Source organism: Erwinia persicina (assembly GCF_014838825.1).
In the GTDB taxonomy this organism is placed as follows: domain Bacteria; phylum Pseudomonadota; class Gammaproteobacteria; order Enterobacterales; family Enterobacteriaceae; genus Erwinia; species Erwinia persicina_A.
On sequence record NZ_JACYMO010000001.1, the window covers coordinates 919,732 to 941,576 of the forward strand.

18 protein-coding genes are annotated in these 21,845 nt (G+C 58.6%); 13 read left to right on the forward strand and 5 right to left on the reverse strand.

Annotated features, from left to right (window positions below; translation table 11 throughout):
* Positions 1-5: 5 nt before the first annotated feature.
* Complete coding sequence (locus IFU29_RS04250) at positions 6-1,040, reverse strand: LacI family DNA-binding transcriptional regulator (protein ID WP_191932801.1); 1,035 nt, start codon at positions 1,038-1,040, stop codon at positions 6-8.
* 234 nt (positions 1,041-1,274) lie between these two features.
* Here IFU29_RS04250 and IFU29_RS04255 point away from each other — a divergent pair, with 234 nt between their 5' ends.
* From IFU29_RS04255 to pyk, 9 genes are all read left to right on the forward strand, one after another.
* Complete coding sequence (locus IFU29_RS04255; protein WP_118663804.1) at positions 1,275-2,303, forward strand: ABC transporter substrate-binding protein; 1,029 nt, start codon at positions 1,275-1,277, stop codon at positions 2,301-2,303.
* Positions 2,304-2,363: 60 nt separating this feature from the next.
* Positions 2,364-4,595, forward strand: coding sequence for an ABC transporter permease (locus tag IFU29_RS04260; protein ID WP_191933122.1), 2,232 nt, complete (start codon positions 2,364-2,366; stop codon positions 4,593-4,595).
* Positions 4,592-5,653, forward strand: a complete 1,062-nt coding sequence (locus tag IFU29_RS04265) for an ABC transporter ATP-binding protein (RefSeq protein ID WP_062742724.1) — start codon at positions 4,592-4,594, stop codon at positions 5,651-5,653. Before IFU29_RS04260 ends, IFU29_RS04265 begins: the two co-directional genes overlap by 4 nt.
* 23 nt (positions 5,654-5,676) lie before the next feature.
* A complete protein-coding gene (locus tag IFU29_RS04270) occupies positions 5,677-6,465 on the forward strand; it encodes an inositol monophosphatase family protein (RefSeq protein ID WP_191932802.1) in 789 nt (262 codons plus the stop codon).
* Positions 6,466-6,593: 128 nt separating this feature from the next.
* Positions 6,594-6,917 (forward strand): antibiotic biosynthesis monooxygenase family protein, encoded by a 324-nt coding sequence (locus IFU29_RS04275; RefSeq protein ID WP_191932803.1) that lies wholly within the window; start codon positions 6,594-6,596, stop codon positions 6,915-6,917.
* Complete coding sequence (locus IFU29_RS04280) at positions 6,910-7,302, forward strand: amino acid-binding protein (RefSeq protein WP_191932804.1); 393 nt, start codon at positions 6,910-6,912, stop codon at positions 7,300-7,302. The genes IFU29_RS04275 and IFU29_RS04280 overlap by 8 nt, the downstream gene beginning before the upstream one ends.
* A 2-nt stretch (positions 7,303-7,304) precedes the next feature.
* Positions 7,305-8,006, forward strand: coding sequence for an ArsR/SmtB family transcription factor (locus IFU29_RS04285; protein ID WP_191932805.1), 702 nt, complete (start codon positions 7,305-7,307; stop codon positions 8,004-8,006).
* A 165-nt stretch (positions 8,007-8,171) separates the two neighbouring features.
* Entirely contained in the window at positions 8,172-9,317 is a 1,146-nt protein-coding gene (locus IFU29_RS04290; RefSeq protein ID WP_191932806.1) for a glycerate kinase family protein, read from the forward strand.
* A gap of 72 nt (positions 9,318-9,389) precedes the next feature.
* Positions 9,390-10,832 carry a pyruvate kinase gene (pyk, locus tag IFU29_RS04295; RefSeq protein WP_191932807.1) on the forward strand — a complete coding sequence of 481 codons (1,443 nt, stop codon included), beginning with the start codon at positions 9,390-9,392 and terminating at the stop codon, positions 10,830-10,832.
* Positions 10,833-10,917: 85 nt separating this feature from the next.
* Here the strand turns inward: pyk and IFU29_RS04300 are convergent, their stop codons facing one another.
* The 4 genes from IFU29_RS04300 to IFU29_RS04315 all read right to left on the reverse strand — a co-directional run bounded on the left by IFU29_RS04300 (position 10,918) and on the right by IFU29_RS04315 (position 15,637).
* Positions 10,918-13,281, reverse strand: a complete 2,364-nt coding sequence (locus IFU29_RS04300; protein ID WP_191932808.1) for a membrane-bound PQQ-dependent dehydrogenase, glucose/quinate/shikimate family — start codon at positions 13,279-13,281, stop codon at positions 10,918-10,920.
* 333 nt (positions 13,282-13,614) lie between these two features.
* A complete protein-coding gene (locus IFU29_RS04305; protein ID WP_062742734.1) occupies positions 13,615-14,874 on the reverse strand; it encodes a PTS ascorbate transporter subunit IIC in 1,260 nt (419 codons plus the stop codon).
* A 13-nt stretch (positions 14,875-14,887) separates the two neighbouring features.
* On the reverse strand, positions 14,888-15,175 hold the full coding sequence (locus tag IFU29_RS04310; RefSeq protein WP_062742735.1) for a PTS sugar transporter subunit IIB: 288 nt from the start codon (positions 15,173-15,175) through the stop codon (positions 14,888-14,890).
* Between the two features lie 18 nt (positions 15,176-15,193).
* A complete protein-coding gene (locus IFU29_RS04315) occupies positions 15,194-15,637 on the reverse strand; it encodes a PTS sugar transporter subunit IIA (protein WP_062742736.1) in 444 nt (147 codons plus the stop codon).
* Positions 15,638-15,845: 208 nt separating this feature from the next.
* Between IFU29_RS04315 and IFU29_RS04320 the strand changes: the two genes are divergently transcribed.
* The 4 genes from IFU29_RS04320 to IFU29_RS04335 all read left to right on the forward strand — a co-directional run bounded on the left by IFU29_RS04320 (position 15,846) and on the right by IFU29_RS04335 (position 21,442).
* Positions 15,846-17,036 carry a LacI family DNA-binding transcriptional regulator gene (locus IFU29_RS04320; protein ID WP_191932809.1) on the forward strand — a complete coding sequence of 397 codons (1,191 nt, stop codon included), beginning with the start codon at positions 15,846-15,848 and terminating at the stop codon, positions 17,034-17,036.
* A 79-nt stretch (positions 17,037-17,115) separates the two neighbouring features.
* Positions 17,116-18,573, forward strand: coding sequence for an AMP nucleosidase (locus IFU29_RS04325; RefSeq protein ID WP_062742738.1), 1,458 nt, complete (start codon positions 17,116-17,118; stop codon positions 18,571-18,573).
* A gap of 344 nt (positions 18,574-18,917) precedes the next feature.
* The gene (locus IFU29_RS04330) at positions 18,918-20,798 is read left to right on the forward strand and encodes a phospholipase effector Tle1 domain-containing protein (RefSeq protein ID WP_191932810.1); all 1,881 of its coding nucleotides are present in this window, start codon (positions 18,918-18,920) and stop codon (positions 20,796-20,798) included.
* A complete protein-coding gene (locus tag IFU29_RS04335) occupies positions 20,789-21,442 on the forward strand; it encodes a DUF2931 family protein (RefSeq protein WP_191932811.1) in 654 nt (217 codons plus the stop codon). The genes IFU29_RS04330 and IFU29_RS04335 overlap by 10 nt, the downstream gene beginning before the upstream one ends.
* Positions 21,443-21,845 lie beyond the last annotated feature (403 nt).

The following is a 21,845-nucleotide window of genomic DNA, read 5'->3' on the forward strand; positions in this document are numbered from 1 at the left end:
AGACCTCATCCGCCGCGTATCGTCCCGCGCCAGATAAAGTCCGCGTGATACATCCGCGTTTCACCGGGCATCTCCTGCCCCAGCACGGGGGGTTGGCTGTCTTCACGCTGCTCCTCACTCACCAGCCAGGCGACCGAGTCGCGGGCAAACTGTTCGACCGGCTGCGTAAAGGTGGTCAGATGATAGGAGGACCAGGCCGCCTGGGGAATGTCATCGTAACCCGCCACGCAGAGATCGTCGGGAATACGCAGCGAGAAGCGGTGACGCGCCTCATCCATAAAGCCGCACGCCAGCAGATCGGTGACGCAGAATACGGCCTCCGGGCGGTCGCGGCGGGTCAGCAGACGATGTGCGAGGATCTGCCCGCTCTCATAAGAGGTGGTACCGAAGCGCTCCACGCTCACCTTCATACCCGCGGCAACGGCGGCCTGGATAAATCCGTTTTCACGCGCCATCAGGCTGGGCGTTCCTGCCAGCGAGTTGGCAAACGCCACGTGCTGGCAGCCCGCCCGGGCAAAGGCCATCACCACCCGGCTGGCTGCCTCTCCGTTATCAAGATTGATGCTCAGTGATCCCGGCAGGACATCGTCACGGTTTATCAGCACCAGGCGCTGCCCGTGCTTATGACACAGGCGTGCAATAGCGCTTTCCGGCATCCCGGAGAGCACAAACGAAGCGTCTGCACGGAAGTTAATCGCCTGCTGCAACGCCTGAGACACGCTGTCATCGGAGCGGTCAGTGTTGATGAGCATGGCGATTTTCCCGGCTTCCTGCAGGTGCTGGGTGACCAGCCGTACCAGGCTGGCACGATACGGGGTCGCCAGATCCGAGACAATCAGGCAGACGATACCGCTGCGGTTACTCACCAGACCTCGCGCCAGATGATTAACGTGATAGCCCAGAGCTTCCGCCGCCTGCATCACCCTTTTACGCGTGGCTGCCGATACGCTGGCTCCCGGTGTAAAGGTTCGTGAGACCGCCGAACGGGATACCCCCGCCCGCTCGGCAACGTCTTTCGCACTGACGACTGCTTTTTCCATGGTGTTATTTTGCCCGCCTCAATTGACCTGCTGTGAGTCTGTCGCACTTTGCACGGCTGTGCAATTATTTATGTTGTGTAATTGTTTCATTTTTGTGACGCAGCAACTGAATTGCGTCACGACACGATTGACAGGGTAATTATTAACCATTAATTAATTGCACACACGTGCAAAACATATGCACATAAAAACCGGCGACAACGTATCGCCGACCCTACACCGAAGGAGAACACCATGCATCGCATCACTCTGATGGCGGTCATCGCCGCCGGCTCTGCGCTCACCGCCCTGCCGGCTCAGGCCGCAGAAAAGCTGAATATGATCTGCTCCGCCGATGTGGTTGTCTGTGAACAGATGACCAACCTGTTCGAAAAACAGCACCCGGATATCAAAGTCAGTATGGTGCGCCTCTCCGCAGGGGAAGCCTACGCCCGTATCCGCACCGAAGCCCGCAACCCGCGCACCGATATCTGGTGGGCAGGCACCGGTGACCCGCATATGCAGGCCGCCGATGAAGGCCTCACTCAGGCCTATCAGTCCCCGCTGCTCGACCAGCAGCAGGACTGGGCGCGCAAGCAGGCGGAAAGCGCACAGTACCGTACCGTCGGCGTGTATGCCGGGGCGCTGGGCTGGGGTTACAACACCAAACTGGTCGCAGAGAAAAAACACAAAGCCCCGGCATGCTGGGCCGACCTGCTGGACCCGTCGTGGAAAGGGGAAATCCAGATGGCTAATCCGAACTCCTCCGGTACGGCCTACAATACGCTGGCCACGCTGGTGCAGATCATGGGCGAAGAGAAAGCCTTCGACTATCTGAAAAAACTCAACGCCAATATCTCCCAGTACACGAAATCCGGCTCGGCTCCGGTGAAAGCAGCCGCACGCGGCGAAACCACCATCGGCATCGTTTTTATGCATGATGCCGTCGCCATGCAGGTGGATGGCTTCCCGATCAAAGCCGTCGCGCCATGCGAAGGCACCGGCTATGAGATCGGCTCGATGTCAATCGTGAAAGGCGCGCGGAACCTGAAGACCGCCAAAGTGTGGTACGACTGGGCGCTGAGTGCTGACGCGCAGTCCCATATGAAAGACGCCAAATCCTTCCAGCTTCCGTCGAATAAAAATGCGGCCATCTCTGAATATGCCCCGCGCTTCGAAAACATCAAACTGATCGACTACGACTTTAAAACCTATGGCGACTCGGCTAAACGCAAAGCCCTGCTCAGCCGCTGGGATAAAGAGATCGGTGCCAGCGCACAATAATCCCGCCCCCTCCCCCTCCCGCCCTGGCGGGAGGCAGAGCAATGAACGATCGAGGTTATGATGAATGCTCAAAACCGCCGCCTGAACGGGGCTTTAGCGCTGGGCGCATTTGCCATCCTGCTGTTGCCCTGGTACAGCCTGGAAGCCGGTTTTTTCGATTTTAGCTGGGTGACAACGCTCTGGACGGATCGCGACAGCGCACCGGCCCTGTGGCAGATTGCGCTGTTCCAGCGTCCGTGGCTGGCTGTCGCCGTACTGATGCTGCTGACCGCCGGGCTGGGTCGCCTGCTGCCCGTCGGCAATAAGCGCAGCGGGCTGATCATGGGGGCCGCGACCGCTGGCGTCCTGTTCCTGCTGTTTGAAGGCCATGCTATCGGCTATACCGGCTGGAACTGGCTGTGGAGCGAACAGCTGTTTGGCGCACTCAGCGACGGGCAGCCTGCCTTTGGTGCCGGAGCGATTCTGCTGCTGACCACCTTTTTGCTGCTGTTCTCGTTTGCGCTGGCAGAGCGCGGCGTGCTGCGCGGTGACGCCTTTGTGGTGGCCGCCATCGTGCTGCTGGTGGCGCTGGTGACCACCTTCGTGCTGTACCCGGTACTGAGCATGTTTGTCGCCTCGGTGCAGGACGTGGACGGTTCCTTTAAACCGGACGGGATGATCGCCAGTATTCAGGATCCGGCGATCTGGAGCCTCGGCTGCCTGACCGGCAGCGGCGGCTGTGGCACCGCCTGGCGCACGCTGTGGCTGGCGCTGATGACCGCCGGAGGCTCTACGCTGCTCGGTCTGGCCTTTGCACTGGCGGCAACCCGCACGCCGCTGCCGTTTAAAAAAGCGCTGCGCATGCTGACCGTGCTGCCCATTATCACGCCACCGTTTGTTATTGGCCTCGCGCTGATGCTGCTGTTCGGTCGCGCTGGCGTGGTCACCGAGCTGCTGGCAACGCTGTTTGGCATCGAACCGGGTCGCTGGCTGTACGGGCTGACCGGCATCTGGATAGCCCAGGTGCTGTCGTTTACGCCCATCGCCTTCCTGGTGCTGATTGGCGTGGTCGAGGGCGTCAGCCCGTCGCTGGAAGAAGCGTCCCAGACGCTGCGCGCTAACCGCTGGCGCACCTTCCGCTATGTGTCCCTGCCGCTGATGGCCCCGGGGCTGGCCAATGCGTTCCTGATCAGCTTTATCGAGAGTATGGCCGACTTCGGCAATCCGATGGTGCTGGGCGGCAGCCACGGCGTACTGTCGACGGAGATCTTCTTCTCGGTGGTCGGGGCGCAGAACGACCCGAGCCGGGCGGCGGTGCTGGCAATGATCCTGCTGTGCTTCACCCTCAGCGCCTTTATTCTCCAGCGCCTGTGGCTGTCGGGTAAAAACTTTGCCACCGTCACCGGCAAAGGGGACTCCGGCCAGCACTGCGGGCTGCCGCGCGCCCTGCGCTATGGCGTCTATGCGCTGGTGATCCCGTGGGGCCTGTTTACCCTGGTGATCTACGGCATGATCCTGATTGGCGGCTTTGTGCAGTCGTGGGGCCTGGACAGCAGCCTGACGCTGGCGCACTACGCCCGGGCCTTTGGCTTCCACTGGGGCGAAGGGCAAATCGTCTGGACCGGTGTGGCCTGGAACTCGTTCTGGACCACAATGGAAATCGCCCTGATTGCCGCCCCGCTCACCGCCATCGTTGGCCTGCTGACTGCCTGGCTGATCGTACGGCAGAAGTTTGCCGGACGTCAGACCTTCGAGTTTATGCTGATGCTGAGTTTTGCCATTCCCGGCACGGTCATTGGCGTCAGCTACATCATGGCCTACAACCTGCCGCCGCTGGAGATCACCGGGACGGCGCTGATCCTTGTGGCGTGCTTTGTCTTCCGTAACATGCCGGTGGGCGTGCGCGGGGGGATTGCCGCCATGAGCCAGCTCGACCGCAGCCTGGATGAAGCCTCGCTGACGCTGGGGGCCAGCAGCTTCCGTACGCTGCGCAAGGTGATCCTGCCGCTGCTGAAACCGGCGATCAGCGCCGCGCTGGTGTATGCCTTCGTCCGCGCGATCACCTCCATCAGCGCAGTGATTTTCCTTGTCAGCGCGCAGTACAACATGGCCACCTCGTACATCGTAGGCCTGGTCGAAAACGGAGAGTACGGCGTGGCTATTGCCTACTCCTCCGTTCTTATTGTGGTGATGCTGGCGGTGATTATCACTTTCCAGCTGCTGGTCGGTGAACGCCGCCTGCGCCGCGCCACCCGCATTGCTGCAGCCCCGGTGGCCACGCCCCCGGCTTTACATCAGGAGAGTGCCGTATGACGACCATTCGCTCAGGCTCGGTGGTATTTGACAATGTCACCAAACAGTTTGCCGATTTTAACGCCCTGCCCGGCCTGTCAATGACCGTGGAGCCGGGTACGCTGGTGACGCTGCTCGGGCCCAGCGGCTGCGGCAAAACCACCACGCTGCGCCTGCTGGCCGGGCTGGAGCACCCCACCTCCGGGCGGATTCTGATTGGCGGCAAAGATGTCACCCATCTGCCCGCCAACGAGCGCGACGTGGCAATGGTGTTTCAGTCTTATGCCCTCTTCCCGCACATGAACGCGCTGGATAACGTGATGTACGGCCTGCTGTCCGGCGGGCTGTCCAAAAAAGAGGCGCAGGATCGCGCCCGTGAAGGGCTGAAGCTGGTCGGGCTGGAGAGCATGGGCCAGCGCTTACCGGCAGAGCTGTCGGGTGGCCAGCAGCAGCGTATCGCCGTGGCGCGTGCGCTGGTGCTGGAGCCGCAGGTGCTGCTGCTGGACGAACCGCTTTCTAACCTGGATGAACGCCTGCGCCGCCGCGTACGCACCGAGATCCGCGACCTGCAGCAGCGCCTGGGCTTTACGGCGGTGTACGTTACCCACGATCAGGAAGAGGCACTGGCGGTTTCCGATAAGATAATTGTCATGAAAGAGGGGCATATTGCCCAACAGGGTGCGCCCCAGGAGCTGTATCAGTCGCCCGCCTCGGTGTTTATCGCTGATTTTATGGGCGAAGCCAATATCCTGCCCTGCGATATTCGCCGGATAGAAGGCAATGAAGCCGTGGTGGCTCTGGGCAACCGCGAGTACCGCGTTCCCGGTGCTCACGCCCGCCCCGGATCGGCGCAGCTGTCGGTGCGGCCGCAGTTTATTACGCTGCGTACCGATCCGACCGGGGCGCTTAACGGCGAAGTCACCCACAGCACCTGGCTGGGGGATCATATTGAATATGAAGTCCAGACCGCGCTGGGCGCACTGTTTATTATCGATGTACAGATGGAAGGCCAGCTGGCACCGGGCACCGGTGTCGCCGTGGATTTCAAACCTCAGGGTCTGGCGCTGATTGCCCAGTGATCCCTCTTTAATAAGGACTGCATATGAGTGACGATATTTCCCGCCGCCTGGCACTGGCCGAACGGGTGGCACGCGAGGCTGGCGCTAAAGCGCTGGACTTTTTTAACCGTCGCGACCAGCTGGTGATTGAAACAAAACGCGATGCCCAGGATGTGGTGTCGATTGCCGATCGCGACGTTGAACAGCTGATCAGCGGACAGATTGCCGCCGCCTTCCCGGAAGACGGTTTTCTCGGTGAAGAGTTCGGCTTAAAGGCGGGTCAGTCGGGTTTCACCTGGGTGGTGGATCCGATTGATGGCACCAGCCCGTTTGTTAACGGCATGCCGAACTGGTGCGTATCGATTGCGGTGATTGCCGGCGGTGAGCCGGTGATTGGGGTGATTATGGCCCCGTGTCAGCAGGAGTGCTTTGTCGCTGCCCGTGGCCAGGGCGCAACGCTCAACGGCAGGCCGCTGCGCGTGGACCCGGCGCGTACCATGCAGAACCATGTCACCGGCTTTGGTGCCAACAGCTATGTCACCCCGGAGCGGGTGGGTGAAATTGCCGCCGGGATTATCGCCGTCGGCGGTAATTTCTTCCGTAACGGGTCAGGAGCGATGATGCTGGCTTATGTGGCTGCCGGACGTCTGGTCGGCTATTACGAACCTTATATGCACGCCTGGGACTGCCTGGCGGGTTACTGCCTGGTCAGTGAGGCTGGCGGCTGGACGCACCCGTTCAACACCGAGGGTGACCACCTGCTGCGCGGAGCGCCAGTGCTGGCCGTAGCGCCGGGTGCCAAAGACGACCTGCTGGATATTGCCCGGCTGTAATCCCCTCTTCGCAGCGCTGTCCCCGCGATAGCGCTGCGTCTGCCCCGCCGTTCATACTTCGTCAGAGGCCGAAGTATTGCTGTTTTTATTGCGTAATCTGGTGGCTCACCCTGACAGAGAGCGTACTGATGATCGCCGTCCTTTTTGAAGCCGAAATAAGCCCTGACGGGCAAACACGTTACCTGCATCTGGCCGCAGAACTGAAACCGCTGCTGGATGAGATTGACGGGTTTATTGCCATCGAGCGTTTTCGCAGTCTGGCCTGCGAAGACAGGATCCTGTCACTGTCCTGGTGGCGGGATGAAGCCGCCGTACTGGCCTGGAAACAGAATATCTTCCACCAGGCCGCACAGCGTGAAGGTCGCGAGTCGATCTTCTCTTATTACCGTATCCGCATTGCTCAGGTTGTGCGCGACTACGCCTCTGATACGCAAGGACTACAGCATGTTTGATCTCCATATCCTGTTACCCAATACTCCCGGGGCCCTCGCCGCCCTGGCTGGCCTGCTGGGGCGTAACGGCATCGGGCTGGAAGGCGGTGGTGTGTTCAGCGCCGGCGAGGTCAGCCATGCCCATTTTCTGGTGGAAGAAGGCCCACGTGCGCGTCAGGTGCTTGAGGCGGCGGGATTTCAGGTAGAGAATGTCTGCCAGCCGCTGATCCGCAAGCTGCCGCAGCGTCGCCCGGGGGAACTGGGCGAGATTGCCACCGCGCTGGCCGGGGCCGGAGTCTCCGTTTGCACGCAGTACAGCGATCATGCTAATCAGTTAATCCTGGTGACGGATAACCCCGCCGTCGCCGAACGCGTGACCCGACCCTGGGCCGTAACAGCAGAGTAAATATGCAGAAACTGACGGTAGTCACCGATGATGAACCGCTGCTGGAGTCGGCTATGGTCGCCGTGGCGGCGGCCCTGGCCGAGACATCCCGGGTCAAAATGCTCTGTGCCTTAATGGACGGACGGGCGTGGACGGCTACTGAGTTAAGCGCGGTGGCCGGTGTCGCCTCGTCCACCGCCAGCGCCCACCTGGCGCGGCTGGTACAGAGTCAGCTGATCGTCTGCCTGTCCCAGGGGCGGCACCGCTACTACCGGCTGGCGGGCAGTGATATTGCGCAGCTGATTGAAACCATGATGGGTGTCTCATGGCGGCGCGTCCCCGGCCCGGTATCCCGTACCCCACTTGATATGCGTTTTGCCCGGACCTGTTACGACCATCTGGCGGGAGAAGTGGCAGTACAGATTTATGATGCCATGCTCAGGGAACAGTGGCTGACCGGTGATGGCGCGACGCTGACCGCCGCCGGCAGACTGAAACTGACGGACATGGGGATCCCACCAGAGGCGGCCACGCGGCGTAAAAACTGCTGCGCCTGTCTGGACTGGAGTGAGCGATGCTTTCACGTGGGCGGCTACGTGGGGGCCGCACTGTTTCAGCACGGCGAAAAACAGGGCTGGCTGACGCGAACACCTGGCTATCGGGTGGTGACGCTGACGGCAAAAGGCCGCTTACAGCTGAATAAACACTTTTCTCTTTCCCTGTAATTTATTCTCTTTTCTGTTCTGGCAGGCACCCTCGCGGGTGCCGCCTGACGCCCACCTTCCCCGCCGCCGTTACCCTGACCGGCGCGTTTATTGACATTCCTGCGGCAACGTATGACGCTGGTCATCATCCTCCCCACGATTTGCAGATTAAAATAAGGCTCCCGGATGAAAAAGACCTTTGTATTAGCCCCTGACTCCTTTAAAGAGAGCATGACCGCAAAGCAGGTCTGCATCGCGATGGAAACCGGACTCAAACGCGTCTTTCCTGATGCCCGCTATCTTCACGTTCCCATGGCAGACGGCGGTGAAGGCACCTCCCAGTCGCTGATTGATGCCACCGGCGGGCAGCTGATTTCTTTGTCGGTGACCGGCCCGCTCGGAACCCCCGTCACCGCCTGCTTCGGCATCATGGGCAGCGGTGATACCGCGGTGATTGAGATGGCCTCCGCCAGCGGCATTCACTATGTGGATCAGCACACCCGCAATCCGCTGCTGACCACCAGCCGGGGGACCGGTGAACTGATCCTGGCCTGCCTCGATCGCGGCATTAAAAAAATCATTCTCGGGCTGGGCGGCAGCGCCACCAACGACGGCGGCGCGGGCATGGCGGAGGCGCTGGGTGTCGGCTTTTTCGATCGCCAGGGCAACCGGCTGCCGGCGGGGGGAGGCGCGCTGGGCGCGCTGCATCACATTGATATCACGGGGCTGGACAGCAGGCTGGCCGGTGTCGATATACAGGTTGCCTGCGACGTGACCAGCCCGCTGTGCGGCCCTGAAGGCGCATCCGCCGTCTTCGGGCCGCAAAAAGGAGCCACCCCGGAGATGGTCGCCCTGCTGGACCGCAACCTGGCACACTACGCGGCAATGGTGTTGCAGCAGTTGGCTAAGGACGTGGCCACCCTGCCCGGCGCAGGGGCCGCTGGTGGCCTGGGTGCCGGGCTGATGGCGTTTACTCCCTGCACGCTGCGCAAAGGAATTGACATCGTTGTTGAGTACAGTGGCCTGAGCGACAAAATGGCCGGTGCCGATTTTTGCTTCACCGGTGAGGGCCGCATTGACAGCCAGACCCGTTTTGGCAAAACGCCTTACGGCGTGGCCCGGATAGCCAGCCAGCATAATGTGCCGGTGATTGCCGTGGCAGGCAGTATTGGCGATGATGTGGCGTCACTCTATGACACGGGTATTGATGCCATTTTCGGTATTATTCCGCACGCGGCGGATATTCACTCTCTGTTGCAGGAAGGGAGGCAAAATATGGAGCGCACCTGCGAAAACATTGGCCGTTTACTTAAAAAAACCGCTGCTATCTGACTTCACACCCCGCCTGCACTGATGCGTCAGTGGCCCGGGGCGTTAACATGTAATTTAACCAAGGATGTGATCATGTCTGAAGTATTACGACGCACGAAAATTGTTGCCACCCTGGGCCCCGCGACCGATCGGGATAATAACCTCGAAAAAATAATCCGGGCCGGGGCCAACGTCGTCAGGCTGAATTTCTCCCACGGCTCCGCCGACGACCATATTGCCCGCGCACAGCAGGTCCGCGATGTCGCCCACCGACTTGGCCGCCAGGTGGCGATTTTAGGCGACCTTCAGGGACCCAAGATCCGCGTGTCTACCTTTAAAGAAGGTAAGGCGATGCTGACGGTGGGCGAGGTGTTTATCCTCGATGCGCTGCTGGAGAGAGGCCTGGGTGATAACCAGCGCGTCGGCATCGACTATAAATCCCTGCCGGGCGACGTGGTGCCCGGCGATATCTTACTGCTGGACGACGGCCGCATTCAGCTGCGCGTGCAGCGCGTGGCGGGTAACGAAATTTACACCGAGATTACCGTCGGCGGGGTGCTGTCCAATAACAAAGGGGTGAATAAGCTGGGCGGTGGTCTGTCCGCCGATGCCCTGACCGAAAAGGACAAAGCCGATATTCTCACTGCCGCCAGAATGAACGTCGACTATCTGGCCGTGTCGTTTCCACGCAGCGGGGAAGATCTTCGCCTCACCCGTCGGCTGGCGCGGGAAGCGGGCTGTAAGGCGCTGATTGTGGCGAAAGTGGAACGCGCCGAAGTGGTCGCCAGCGAGGAAAGCATGGACGATATGATCCTTGCCTCGGACGTGATTATGGTGGCGCGCGGCGATCTGGGCGTTGAAATCGGCGATGCCGCACTGGTCGCGGTGCAGAAACGCCTGATTGCCCGCTCCCGTCAGCTTAACCGCGTGGTGATCACCGCCACCCAGATGATGGAGTCGATGATCACCAATCCGATGCCCACCCGTGCAGAAGTCATGGACGTGGCGAACGCCGTTCTCGACGGCACCGATGCCGTTATGCTCTCAGCGGAAAGCGCCGCAGGCAGCTTCCCGGTAGAGGCGGTAACCGCCATGCATAACGTCTGCCTGGGGGCAGAACGGGTGCCCGGCACGACAACCTCTAAACACCGTCTGGAGGTTGAGTTCAGCAATATCGAAGAGATGACGGCGATGTCCGCCATGTACGCCGCTAACCACCTGACCGGCGTTAAAGCGGTGATTGCCATGACCGAATCCGGACGCACGGCAAGGATGATGTCACGTATCACCTCGCCTCTGCCGATCTTCGCCCTCTCCCGCCATCAGGCCACGCTGAATCTTACCGCGATGTACCGTGGCGTGACGCCGGTGTTGTTTAACGGTCATGCAGAAGGGGTGCAGTCGGCGCAGGACGCTATTGCCGTGCTGCGTGAGGCAGGCTATCTGAATTCGGGGGATCTGGTCGTGCTGTCGCAGGGTGACAGCGTCGGGCAGGTTGGCAGCGCGAATACCTGCCGCATCTGTCTTGTTGACTGAAAAGATAAGGGCCGATCGAAAAATAAGATCGGCCCTTCAGGTTCAGGCTGGCCGGATGTTTCGGTCAGCCCGCGTGAAACAACGTTTACTTCAGACGGTAAGCCACCACGGCATCACCCGCTTTGGTTCCGAGTGAACCGTGTCCCCCCGCAGCAATCACCACGTACTGTTTGTTATCACTGCCCATGTAGGTGGCTGGCGTTGCCTGGCCACCCGCAGGCAGTTCAGTCTGCCACAGCAGTTCACCGGTGCTGACATCGTAGGCGCGGAAGAAGTTATCTGCCGTTGCACCGTGGAACACCACGTCACCCGCTGTGGTTAACGGTCCACCGTGTGCCACCATCCCCATCGGGAAGCCTATCGGGAAGCGTCCCGGCAGGAAACTGGTGTTGAGGTTCTTCGTGGTGCCCACGCGGCGCAGCCACTCGGTTTTACCGGTTTTCAGATCCACGCCAACCATCCGACCCCACGGCGGTGCAATGCACGGAATGCCCAGGCTGGAGGAGAGCTGCTGAATGTGGATCGCGTAATCCCCGTCAAAGTTCTCATTCCAGTACGGCGTACCGTCTTTGGTGAACAGGCGCTGATCCGCATTGGCCGGGGTGCGTTTGATCAGATTATATTTGTACGCCAGACGCACCGGCGAGGCGATGAGGATCTGACGCTCAGGGTCGACCGCCACCGAGCCCCAGTTGAACACGCCAATGTTACCCGGGAAGATAATCGACCCGGCTTCCGTTGCTGGCGTCCACGGATTGCCGTCATAACGCAGTGACTTAAAGTCGATGCGGCAGGCCATCTGGTCAAACGGGGTCAGCCCCCACATCGCTTTTTCGGTCAGCGGTGCCGGGATAAAGTTCAGCGCGGAGACCGGCTGCGTCGGGGCGTATTGCTCACCGCTGATACCCTGCGTAGAGACGTCCACCTGGTTAACCGGATAGACGGCCTGCCCGGTAAGACGGTTCAGCACAAACAGGTTGCCGGTTTTGGTCGGCAGGATCACCACCGGCTGTTTCTGGCCCTGATAGTCGATATCCAGCAGCGAAGGCTGCGACGGATTATCCCGGTCCCACAGGTCATTTTTTGATGACTGGAAGCGCCATTTAAAACGGCCGGTTTGCAGATCCAGCGCCACCAGCGTATCGCGGAATTTCTCGGTGTTACTGTTAGCATCACGTCCGATACCGACTTCATCCGGCGAGGCATTGCCAAACGGCACATACACCAGGCCATTTTTCAGGTCGGCGCTCAGCGTTCCCCAGGCCACAGGCGTATCCTGCGGGTAGTTCTGGTCAGCGGCAATCGGCTGCGTATTTTCCGGGTTGGCCGGGTCGAAGTTCCATACCAGCTTACCGGTTATCGCATCATACGCGCGGATCACGCCGGACGGATTGCCCCTGTTGAAGCCGTTGTCCATTACCGAGCCGCCAACAATCACCAGGTTACCCGCCACCAGCGGGGCCGCAGTCTGCATCAGCGCATGAGGGCGGACTGTGCCCATATTGGCGTGCAGATCCACCACGCCGTTATCGCCAAAGTCTGCGCACAGCTTGCCGGTATCCGCATCCAGGGCGATCAGGTGGGCATCGTTGCTGGCGTTGTAGATGCGCTTGCGACATATCGCTGGCTGGGCTGCCGTCGCCTCCGCCTGCACGCTGCTGCCATCATAATAGCTCACGCCACGGCAGGTCTGATGCTGCTGCAGGTACGAAGCCTCTTTCGCTGGCTGATATTTCCACTTCAGCGCGCCCGTTTCCGGGTTCAGCGCATGAACCTCATTGTGCGGGGTACAGAAATAGACCGTGTTGTTCACCTTGAGCGGCGTCGCTTCAAAGGTGTACTCAGTGGCATCTTTGGCCGCGTCACGCACGTCACCAGTATGGTACGTCCAGGCGACGTCCAGCTGGCTGACGTTGTCTTTGGTGATCTGCTTCAGGTCGGAGAAACGCAGACCGTTGCTGGTGCCACCGTAGGCCGTCCAGTCCCTGCCCGCCACCTCAGTATCGCTGCTCTGACGCTGGGTGGTGATGGTACCTGCCTGCGGCAGCGGATCGTAAAACATCATTCCCACCACCAGCGCCACGATCAGGATAACCGTAGTGCCGAGGAACGGATGAAAGCGGCGTCCCTGCTGGGGGTACAGCGGACGAACCACCCAGGGAAGCGCCAGCCACAGGCCGATGACCCCGATGATGTCACCACGGGGGATCCACTGCCATTTGTCGAAACCGACTTCATAAATCATCCATGCCAGTACCGCCCACATCAGAAGAGCGTACAGAGACAGCGCAATTCTCTTTCTCATCAACAGCAGGATGGCCGTGACTAACAGGCCAAGACCCATCAGCACATAAAAAGGTGTTCCGCCGACCAGCAGCAGTTTTGTCCCCATATAGAGCAGCGCAATCCCAACGATTGCGATGACTATACCGGTTATCTTGTTAAGCATTGGTATCCCTTAGTGTTAAAGTGCGTAATTATTAACTGACATATAATTACAACGTACTTACACTAATTTAACTAAAAAATTCCGATATAAACACAACTTTATTTGAATTGTTATCGGTAACCCCCCTCCGCTTCTGGCGGCATTTTTCTGCGAGCCCTGCCGAAAAGCGTAGAAAATATCCTCTTCCCAGGCCGCCTTGCGCCCCGTTTCAGCCAGAGAAAACGTAGGATCCCGATGAATGTGCTTTTACGGGCATTTGAAAGGACGAAAGGCGAGAACGGCAGTGAGGAGTGAAAAAAAACCGGTCATCAGATGACCGGCTTTGCGGGAAGATTAACGCACAATCAGGCCTAACAGGATGCCGACGGCACCGAAGTCAGAGTCACTAAAGGTGGTGTTCGCCAGGCCAATACTGCCCAGTACCGGCAGCAGGAACACCGGGATAAAGGTGATCAGCAGACCGTTGGTGAAGGCACCGAGAATCGCCCCCCGGCGGCCACCCGTAGCATTACCAAACACCCCGGCGGCAGCACCGACAAAGAAGTGTGGCACCACGCCCGGAATAATCACCGTCATGTTCAGCGCATACAGCAGGAACATGCCCAGTACACCGGCCACAAAGCTGCTGAGGAAGCCCACCAGCACCGCGTTCGGGGCATACGGGAATACCACCGGGCAGTCGAGCGCCGGTTTGGCATTCGGCACCAGCCGGTCAGAGATCCCCTTAAACGCCGGGACGATTTCCGCAATCACCATGCGCACACCCTGCAGGACGATGTAAACACCGGCCGCAAAGGTGATGGACTGCATCAGTGAGAACATAAACCAGTTTTTACCCCCGGCATTCATCTCCTTGACCGTTGACGGGCCCGCGACCAGGCAGGTAAAGATAAAGATGAAGAACATGGTAAAGGCGATGGCCACCGGCGTATCACGCAGGAACAGCAGGCTTTTCGGCACTTCCATATCTTCGGTCGATTTCTCTTTGTTACCAAATTTGCTGCCGATCCAGGCGGAAAGTAGCTGAGAAATGGCCGAGAAGTGGCCGAAGGCGACGTCGTCTGAGCCGGTGACCTTCTTCATGTACGGATGAACAATCGCCGGGAAGAAGACCATTGAGACCCCCACCACCAGCGAACCCACGGCAATCAGCGGAACACCCTTCATACCTGCCGTGGCCAGGATCACCGCCACCATCATTGACATAAACAGCGTGTGGTGACCGGTCAGGAAGATATATTTCCACGGGGTGAAACGGGCAATCGCAATGTTGATAACCATGGCGAAGAACATGATCATCGCCATTTCAGTGCCAAAGCTCTTCTGCGCCACCGCCACAATCGCTTCGTTGTTCGGCACAACGCCAGGAATACCAAAGGCATGATGGAAGATAGCCGCAAAGTCACCCAGCGATGACACAATCAGGCCCGCACCGGCACCGAGGATCAGGAAGCCCATGACGGTTTTCACCGTCCCTTTGATCACTTCCGTCGCCGGTTTCTTTTGCGCCACCAGGCCAATCAGCGCGATCAGGCCGACCAGAATTGACGGCTCCGATAACACGTCACTCATTAAAAAACGGAAAAATTCCATTTTTGGCTCCCTGTTATAACGCGCCGAGCTCTGTCAGAGCCGCTGAAATACGCTCTTTCATTGCCACTTTGTCGACCATATTTTTCAGGGAGACAATCTTACCGCCCACCTGCTGGGCGACCAGCTGCTCGGCAATGTCGGAGGTACCGACGAAGATGTCGCTGGCGGTCCCTTTGGCGGAACCGAGATCAACATGGTCGACTTCTGCATTCACGCCCAGTTCTTTAACGATGCTCTTAATGCTCATTTCCATCATCAGGCTGGTACCTAAACCATTGCCACATACCACGGTAATTTTCATATTGTCCTCTGGAGATTATTAATAACGTGAAATAATGGATAAAATCTGCTCTGGCTGCGTCGCCGCCATCAGCGACGCGGTATCCTCAGGGGTATCGAACAGATGGGCCAGCGCCGTAATAATGCCGATATGGCTGTTACTGTCGGTCGCGGCCAGCACGATCAGCAGATGCACCGGGTCGTTACCCTCAGAGTCGAAGTTAACGCCCTCGCGGATCACCGTCAGGCTGACGCCCATTTTGTTCGCGCCGTCTTCCGGACGCGCATGAGGCATAGCGATGCCGGGGCCAACCACGTAATATGGACCAATGGCCTCATGTGAGCGGTAAATCGCTTCGACATAGCGGGCTTCAATGGTGCCGTTATCACGCAGCGGCTGGCAGGAAAGTGAGACAGCCTGACGCCAGTCAGCACAGGCAGGGATAATCTGAACAACATCGGCTGTCAGTAATTCTTTAAGCATTGTTTGTCACCTCTCTCTAATCGCAGGAGCAGATTAGTGCCAGAGCGAAGGGAATAATGTGACGGATATCTAAAAAGATAACGCTAACTGTTATAACTATCATTAATTGTGACCGGCCTATCATCTGCCGGAGAATAAGTTGTTGCCGGATATCGGTATCGGCACACTGCGAAGGTGTCATAAACAGGGTTGTAAAGGAGAAACCAGGATGCGCAAGCGTCGCGGCAGTGGCCGGGTAACGTTGCAGGATATCGCCGATTATGTCGGTGTCGGGGCCATGACCGTGTCGCGCGTCATGCGGACGCCGGAGCTGGTCTCTGAAAAAGTCCGCAATCAGGTTGAACAGGCCGCCAGCGTCCTCGGCTATGAAGCCAATACGGAAGCCAGCGCGCTGTCAGCGCAGGGGGTAAACCGCGTGACCCTACAGGATGTCGCGCGCCATGCCGGCGTCGGCCCGATGACCGTCTCCCGTGCGCTGCGCGATCCGGGCCAGGTCTCTGCGGCCTCGCTGGAGAAAATCCGCCAGGCCGTGGGGGAGCTGGGCTATGTGCCCAATCAGGCCGCGAGCAGTCTGGCCTCCTCGCAGCTGCACACCGTTGCGGTGCTGTACCCTTTTCAGCACGACCGCGCCAGCACCCGCTTTGTTCAGGCCCTGCAGCAGACGCTGAGTAAGCAGCCCTTCCAGCTGATTATGGCCTGCCACGAATATCATCAGTATGGCGAAACGCCGCTGGTAGAAAAACTGCTGCAAAACCGCCCCTCTGCCCTCGTCCTGTTTGGCGCACAGCTGTCGAAAAAGACCTGTGAGCTGATTGAATCCGCCGAACTGGTGACGGTGAACGTCTGCGGTGCGGAACGTTTTTCCGCCGACATCACCCTGGATATTGCCATCAACGATGCCGCTGAACGGCTGACCGCCCATCTGCTGGATAAAGGCTATCGCCGCATCGGGTTTATCGGTGCGCAGACAGATAACCGCCTGCACAAACAGCAGCTTAATGGCTGGCACAAAGCGATGCTGATGCACTATCAGAATGCGGATCTGATGATCACCGTTCCGGATGCGCCAAGCCTGCAGTTTGGCCGCTATGCGCTGGGCCAGCTGTTGCAAAGCCAGCCGGATCTGGACGCGATTATTTGCAGCCATGAGGAGATCGCCTTTGGCGTGCTGTCTGAGTGCCAGCGCCGGCTGCTGAAGGTGCCTTACGACCTGGCCGTGGCGTGTCTGGATGGTTCTGACAACTGCGATCACACCTTCCCCGCCCTCACCTCCATGCGCCTCAATTACGAAAAGCTGGGACACCAGGTGGGACAGCAGCTGATGGCGATGCTGGATGATGCCCCGTCGCCGCAGGAAGAACAGGTCAGATTCAGCCTGGAACCCGGGGCCAGCAGCTGAGGGGTTTCATGCGCTATCCTTTTGCTGTTATCTTCAGGTAGTCTGTGAGACAAACGTGCAAACGATTCAAGGAGATACCATGACTTACCCCGTAGCGCGATCCCTGACCGTCACTGAAGCGCTGGATAGCCTGGAAAACCATTACAACGCCGCCGTTGAGGCCCTGCGCGAGGCGATAACCGCTTTTGTCGCTGACGGCAGCCTGCCCGATGCGACCCGGCGCGCCGCCGGGCTGTTTGTTTACCCGCAGCTGCGCGTCACCTGGGATGGCGTGGCACCCTCGCAGCGTCTGACCCGTGCCTTCGGCCGCTTTACCCGCGCCGGAAGCTACAGCACCACCATTACCCGCCCGGCGCTGCTGCGCCACTACCTCAGCGAACAGCTGACCATGCTGACCGGTGAATATCAGGTGCAGATCGACGTGCTGCCCTCGCAGCAGGAGATCCCGTTCCCCTATGTGATTGACGGGTCCGGGCTGGCGCTGGATCGCAGTATGAGCGCAGGCATCGCCCAGCATTTCCCCACCACCGAACTGTCGCAGATTGGTGATGAGAACGCCGACGGGCTGCTGGTGCCGGGCGAAACGTTTCCGCTGTCCCACTTCGACGCGCTGCGTACCGACTTCTCGCTGGCCCGCCTGCGCCACTACACCGGCACCCCGGTGGAAGATTTCCAGCCCTACGTGCTGTTTACCAACTACACGCGCTATGTGGATGAATTTGTCTCCTGGGCCTGCGAACAGATCGCAGACCCGGACTCCCCTTATCTGGCCCTGTCCTGCGCCGGAGGCACCACCCTGACTCACGACACGCCGCACCCGGAGCAAACGATCTCCGACCTGGCGTGGAAAAAGCACCAGATGCCGGCCTGGCATCTGATCGCCAAAGACGGCCAGGGGATCACGCTGGTGAATATTGGCGTGGGTCCGTCCAATGCCAAAACCATCTGTGACCATCTCGCCGTGCTGCGCCCGCACGCCTGGCTGATGATTGGCCACTGCGGCGGGCTGCGGGAAAGCCAGACCATTGGTGATTACGTACTGGCACATGCTTATCTGCGCGACGACCACGTTCTGGACGCCGTGCTGCCACCGGATATCCCTATTCCGAGCATTGCCGAAGTGCAGCGCGCGCTGTACGACGCCACCAAACAGGTGAGCGGCATGCCGGGTGAAGCGGTGAAAGAGCGGCTGCGCACCGGCACGGTGGTCACCACCGACGATCGCAACTGGGAGCTGCGCTATTCCGCTTCCGCGCTGCGTTTCAACCTCAGCCGCGCCGTGGCGGTCGATATGGAAAGCGCCACCATTGCTGCTCAGGGCTACCGCTTCCGCGTGCCTTACGGCACCCTGCTCTGCGTCTCTGACAAGCCGCTGCACGGCGAGATCAAGCTGCCGGGTCAGGCCAACCGCTTCTACGAAGGCGCGATCTCCGAGCACCTGCAGATTGGTATCCGCGCCATCGATCTGCTGCGCGCCGAGGGCGACCGCCTGCACTCACGCAAGCTGCGGACGTTCAACGAACCGCCGTTCCGGTGATGATCGATATTTAGGGTAAAACTGCTTATGCCTTTGAGGTAAGCGCTGTTTGGATAAATTCAGAATGCTGTCCCGTGGGGGATGGCATTTTTTTTGTGTGAGTGGTAGGTAGCTGGGATGATGCCCGCTTCTGGAACAAAGCGGCTGATCATACCTGCTTAAGACAGAGGCCTGGCATAGGATATTTTCCGTTTTCCCAGTGGACCCCACGAGCAGGATCAGCCTTGTCGGCCCGGACGGGGGGCGTGACGTGCAGGGGGACGACGATGGATCGGTAGGGGGACATTTGGGTTACGAGAGTGTATGATGCGCTCATTTTATAACCGCTTCATTCATGAGGGATTATGGCGACGGGATTTTTTTTGTATCACCTGGATAAAACCACCTGCGGGGGGCGCATTCTTGCGGGGGCGCCTGATGACACCTACGAAATCGGCGGCATCGAGCGGCAGCAGGTCAGGGAGGGTGACCCGGTGACCTGCGGAAAGCATGAAGGGCAGTTTCGCGTCTGTGCTGGGATGGGCGATACCTACGAGATGGGCGGTGCGCTGAAAGAGTGGGCGGGTTCTCTTGACAGCTACAGTTCCTGTCCATGCCGGGCGCGGTTTATCCCCTCCGTCAGCACGCACACTTATGAGCGCGACTATAACGCCGGTCGTGCGGCAGAACGCGCGCAGGCAGCGCAGATAAAGGCGCGGCAGTCCGGTGAACTTGAGCAGCATGCGCAGGCGGCGAAGAAAAAGAAACGTGAGATCACGCTGACGATTGGTGTGTTCTTCGACGGCACCGGCAACAATGCCGATAACAGCGGTAACCGTCAGGCCGCCTGTACCGCTCAGCATTACGGGATGGATAACGCCGATGCTCAGTCTGCTCAAGCTCAGTGTGTCCGGTTAAAATATGGGCTCAGTGGTACCTCTGCCGGAAGTCATCTTGGTTATTACACCAACGTGCACTGGCTTAATACGCTGTATAAACAGAATATTCCACCCAGTGATGGGGTCGGGCAATATGCCATTTATATCGAGGGGATCGGTACGGAAAGCGGGGAAGGCGACAGCGGTTACGGGATGGCGACTGGCCGGGGTGACACCGGTGTGGTAAGGAAAACCGATAAGGCCGTTGCGGCACTCTCTGCCGGTATTCAGGGGTATTTAGCCAGACACGCCGATGCCAGTTCCTTCGCCATCAAAGAACTGCAGTTCGATATTTTCGGGTTCAGCCGCGGGGCGGCAACAGCGCGGCATTTTGCCAACCGGGTATTCAGTCAGGAACGCGTTATTATTTCGGCCATCAAGTCCGGGTTGGGTGACGTCGAGTTTTCCGGAACGCCGGGCGGTAAAACCCGTTTTCTGGGGATCTTTGATACCGTAGCAGCCATTGGTACACCTACGAATGGCCTTAATCCACACAGCGCCGATACCGGAGATGTGAATATCGTGCTGCGTCCGGGCGTTGCGCAGAAGGTTTTCCACATCACCGCGCAGCACGAATGCCGGTTTAACTTCGCGCTGAACAGCGTAAAACCGTCGTGGCCAGAGCTGGCCCTGCCGGGCGTGCACTCCGACATCGGTGGCGGCTACAACCCTGACGAGCACGAAGCCTATTTTCTGACCCGTCCGGAGTTTGAAACCGTGCCCCTTTCCACTCCCGACAGCGAGACGCGGATTTACAGACGGGCTTGTGAAGAGCTGAAAATGATGGACGGCTACCCGGCAATAACCCTTTTGCTGAATGCGATGGAGGTGAATGTCGATACATGGCATGACGACCGGATGCCGGCAGACCGCTACGGCCTGCCGCAAAAGCGCAGCGGTGCGGCGCTGGTCATCGACCGACCGACGCGTAATGACTGGTCGAAAGTGGTGCTGCGTGTGATGCTCGATGCGGCGCAGGATGCCGGGGCGGTGTTCGATCCTATCCGAGACACGAATATAGAATTAAGACTTCGGCCAGAACTTAATAGTTTTTGTGAAAAAGCCATTGTAATGGGGCGTGCCGCCCGAAACGGTCAATCTGCTATCGGCTTTACCACCCCGGAAATAGAGATGCTGACGGGGCAATACCTTCACTGCTCGGCCAACTGGAACAGCGTGATCAGAGATGGTCAGGGGATGGCCACCGGTGCTGTCAAACCGGCGAAACTGGTGACCTTCACCAACAGGCCGGACGAGCGCTGGCAGCGGACGGTCTATGATATGGAGGGGAATAAAACATGGAAATAATTCGTCTGGCCGGACTGCTTCCGGTGCTTGTGCTGACGGCCTGTCACAGTGCTGGCCAGTCCAATACCGTCGTTAAAAGCGATGTGCCGACAGAGTGGTATTTTAACTTTTTCACGCCGAAGGCGCTGCCCGCATTGGTGACGTTCGCCGTTATTTTTGATACTGACGGTGGGGTATCCCGGTTTGTTACGTTGAACAGTACCCCAGATATGCCCAGCGTTATAGGGGAATGGAACGATCGAGATCGGGCTCCGGGGGGGCACTGGAATCATGTCAAGTACCCGCCAAAGCAGTTTTTTTTCTGCTGGGATTCGGTGATAGATAAAAAGGTGTATGAAACCTACCTGACCCTGCCTGATGACGTTGTGGAAAAAATGCGTAGTCCCAGCGGGAAAAGTGATCCGTACAATAATACCTATGACACCGTGCTGATTGGTCTGGCACCGGAAGGAAAGGTGGCTGTCTGGCTACAGGGCATAGGATTTGAGCCTAATTATCGTGTAACACCATCAGTTCTGAAAACTGTCTCCGGGGATAAACTGGAGATATGCAAAAGAGTAACTAAGAGTGATTTTTCTTATGGATATGACAAGGATATAAAGGATTTTATTAAGGGCAAGGTGTACCCGTATGGAAGCTGGTGATTTTTTTGAGCTTCCATAGTAGGGATAGGTATGTTTGCATTGCCATCAGGAACAATGTGTGGATAGCATCCAGATAACGTTAATATCACGGGTATAAATATTAAAGTGGTCGATAAAAGCTGGTCACTTCATGAGGGGGCTTTTAATACCACGATAGATCTGCTCACAGCACAAAGAAGACGCCCACACTTTTCCCGAACACTCTCAATCTCCCCCTCCCCCCGCCTCTCACCTGTTACACCCGCACCCCGTTACACCTGTCACACCCTTACACCTTTTCCCCTCCCCTCCCAGCGCCCTCCTCACCCTGCTTTCGCAAAATCAACAACTTACGCACCACTCACTTCTGGCACGCTTTTCGCACTATGCAGCCCTGAGTTCCTGATCCGGCCGTATCAATGGC

Excerpts from the sequence above, each read along its gene's own strand:
- IFU29_RS04250 (WP_191932801.1), bottom strand. The coding sequence starts at position 1,040 with ATGGAAAAAGCAGTCGTCAGTGCGAAAGACGTTGCCGAGCGGGCGGGG.
- IFU29_RS04255 (WP_118663804.1), top strand. The coding sequence starts at position 1,275 with ATGCATCGCATCACTCTGATGGCGGTCATCGCCGCCGGCTCTGCGCTC.
- IFU29_RS04260 (WP_191933122.1), top strand. The coding sequence starts at position 2,364 with ATGAATGCTCAAAACCGCCGCCTGAACGGGGCTTTAGCGCTGGGCGCA.
- IFU29_RS04265 (WP_062742724.1), top strand. The coding sequence starts at position 4,592 with ATGACGACCATTCGCTCAGGCTCGGTGGTATTTGACAATGTCACCAAA.
- IFU29_RS04270 (WP_191932802.1), top strand. The coding sequence starts at position 5,677 with ATGAGTGACGATATTTCCCGCCGCCTGGCACTGGCCGAACGGGTGGCA.
- IFU29_RS04275 (WP_191932803.1), top strand. The coding sequence starts at position 6,594 with ATGATCGCCGTCCTTTTTGAAGCCGAAATAAGCCCTGACGGGCAAACA.
- IFU29_RS04280 (WP_191932804.1), top strand. The coding sequence starts at position 6,910 with ATGTTTGATCTCCATATCCTGTTACCCAATACTCCCGGGGCCCTCGCC.
- IFU29_RS04285 (WP_191932805.1), top strand. The coding sequence starts at position 7,305 with ATGCAGAAACTGACGGTAGTCACCGATGATGAACCGCTGCTGGAGTCG.
- IFU29_RS04290 (WP_191932806.1), top strand. The coding sequence starts at position 8,172 with ATGAAAAAGACCTTTGTATTAGCCCCTGACTCCTTTAAAGAGAGCATG.
- pyk (WP_191932807.1), top strand. The coding sequence starts at position 9,390 with ATGTCTGAAGTATTACGACGCACGAAAATTGTTGCCACCCTGGGCCCC.
- IFU29_RS04300 (WP_191932808.1), bottom strand. The coding sequence starts at position 13,281 with ATGCTTAACAAGATAACCGGTATAGTCATCGCAATCGTTGGGATTGCG.
- IFU29_RS04305 (WP_062742734.1), bottom strand. The coding sequence starts at position 14,874 with ATGGAATTTTTCCGTTTTTTAATGAGTGACGTGTTATCGGAGCCGTCA.
- IFU29_RS04310 (WP_062742735.1), bottom strand. The coding sequence starts at position 15,175 with ATGAAAATTACCGTGGTATGTGGCAATGGTTTAGGTACCAGCCTGATG.
- IFU29_RS04315 (WP_062742736.1), bottom strand. The coding sequence starts at position 15,637 with ATGCTTAAAGAATTACTGACAGCCGATGTTGTTCAGATTATCCCTGCC.
- IFU29_RS04320 (WP_191932809.1), top strand. The coding sequence starts at position 15,846 with ATGCGCAAGCGTCGCGGCAGTGGCCGGGTAACGTTGCAGGATATCGCC.
- IFU29_RS04325 (WP_062742738.1), top strand. The coding sequence starts at position 17,116 with ATGACTTACCCCGTAGCGCGATCCCTGACCGTCACTGAAGCGCTGGAT.
- IFU29_RS04330 (WP_191932810.1), top strand. The coding sequence starts at position 18,918 with ATGGCGACGGGATTTTTTTTGTATCACCTGGATAAAACCACCTGCGGG.
- IFU29_RS04335 (WP_191932811.1), top strand. The coding sequence starts at position 20,789 with ATGGAAATAATTCGTCTGGCCGGACTGCTTCCGGTGCTTGTGCTGACG.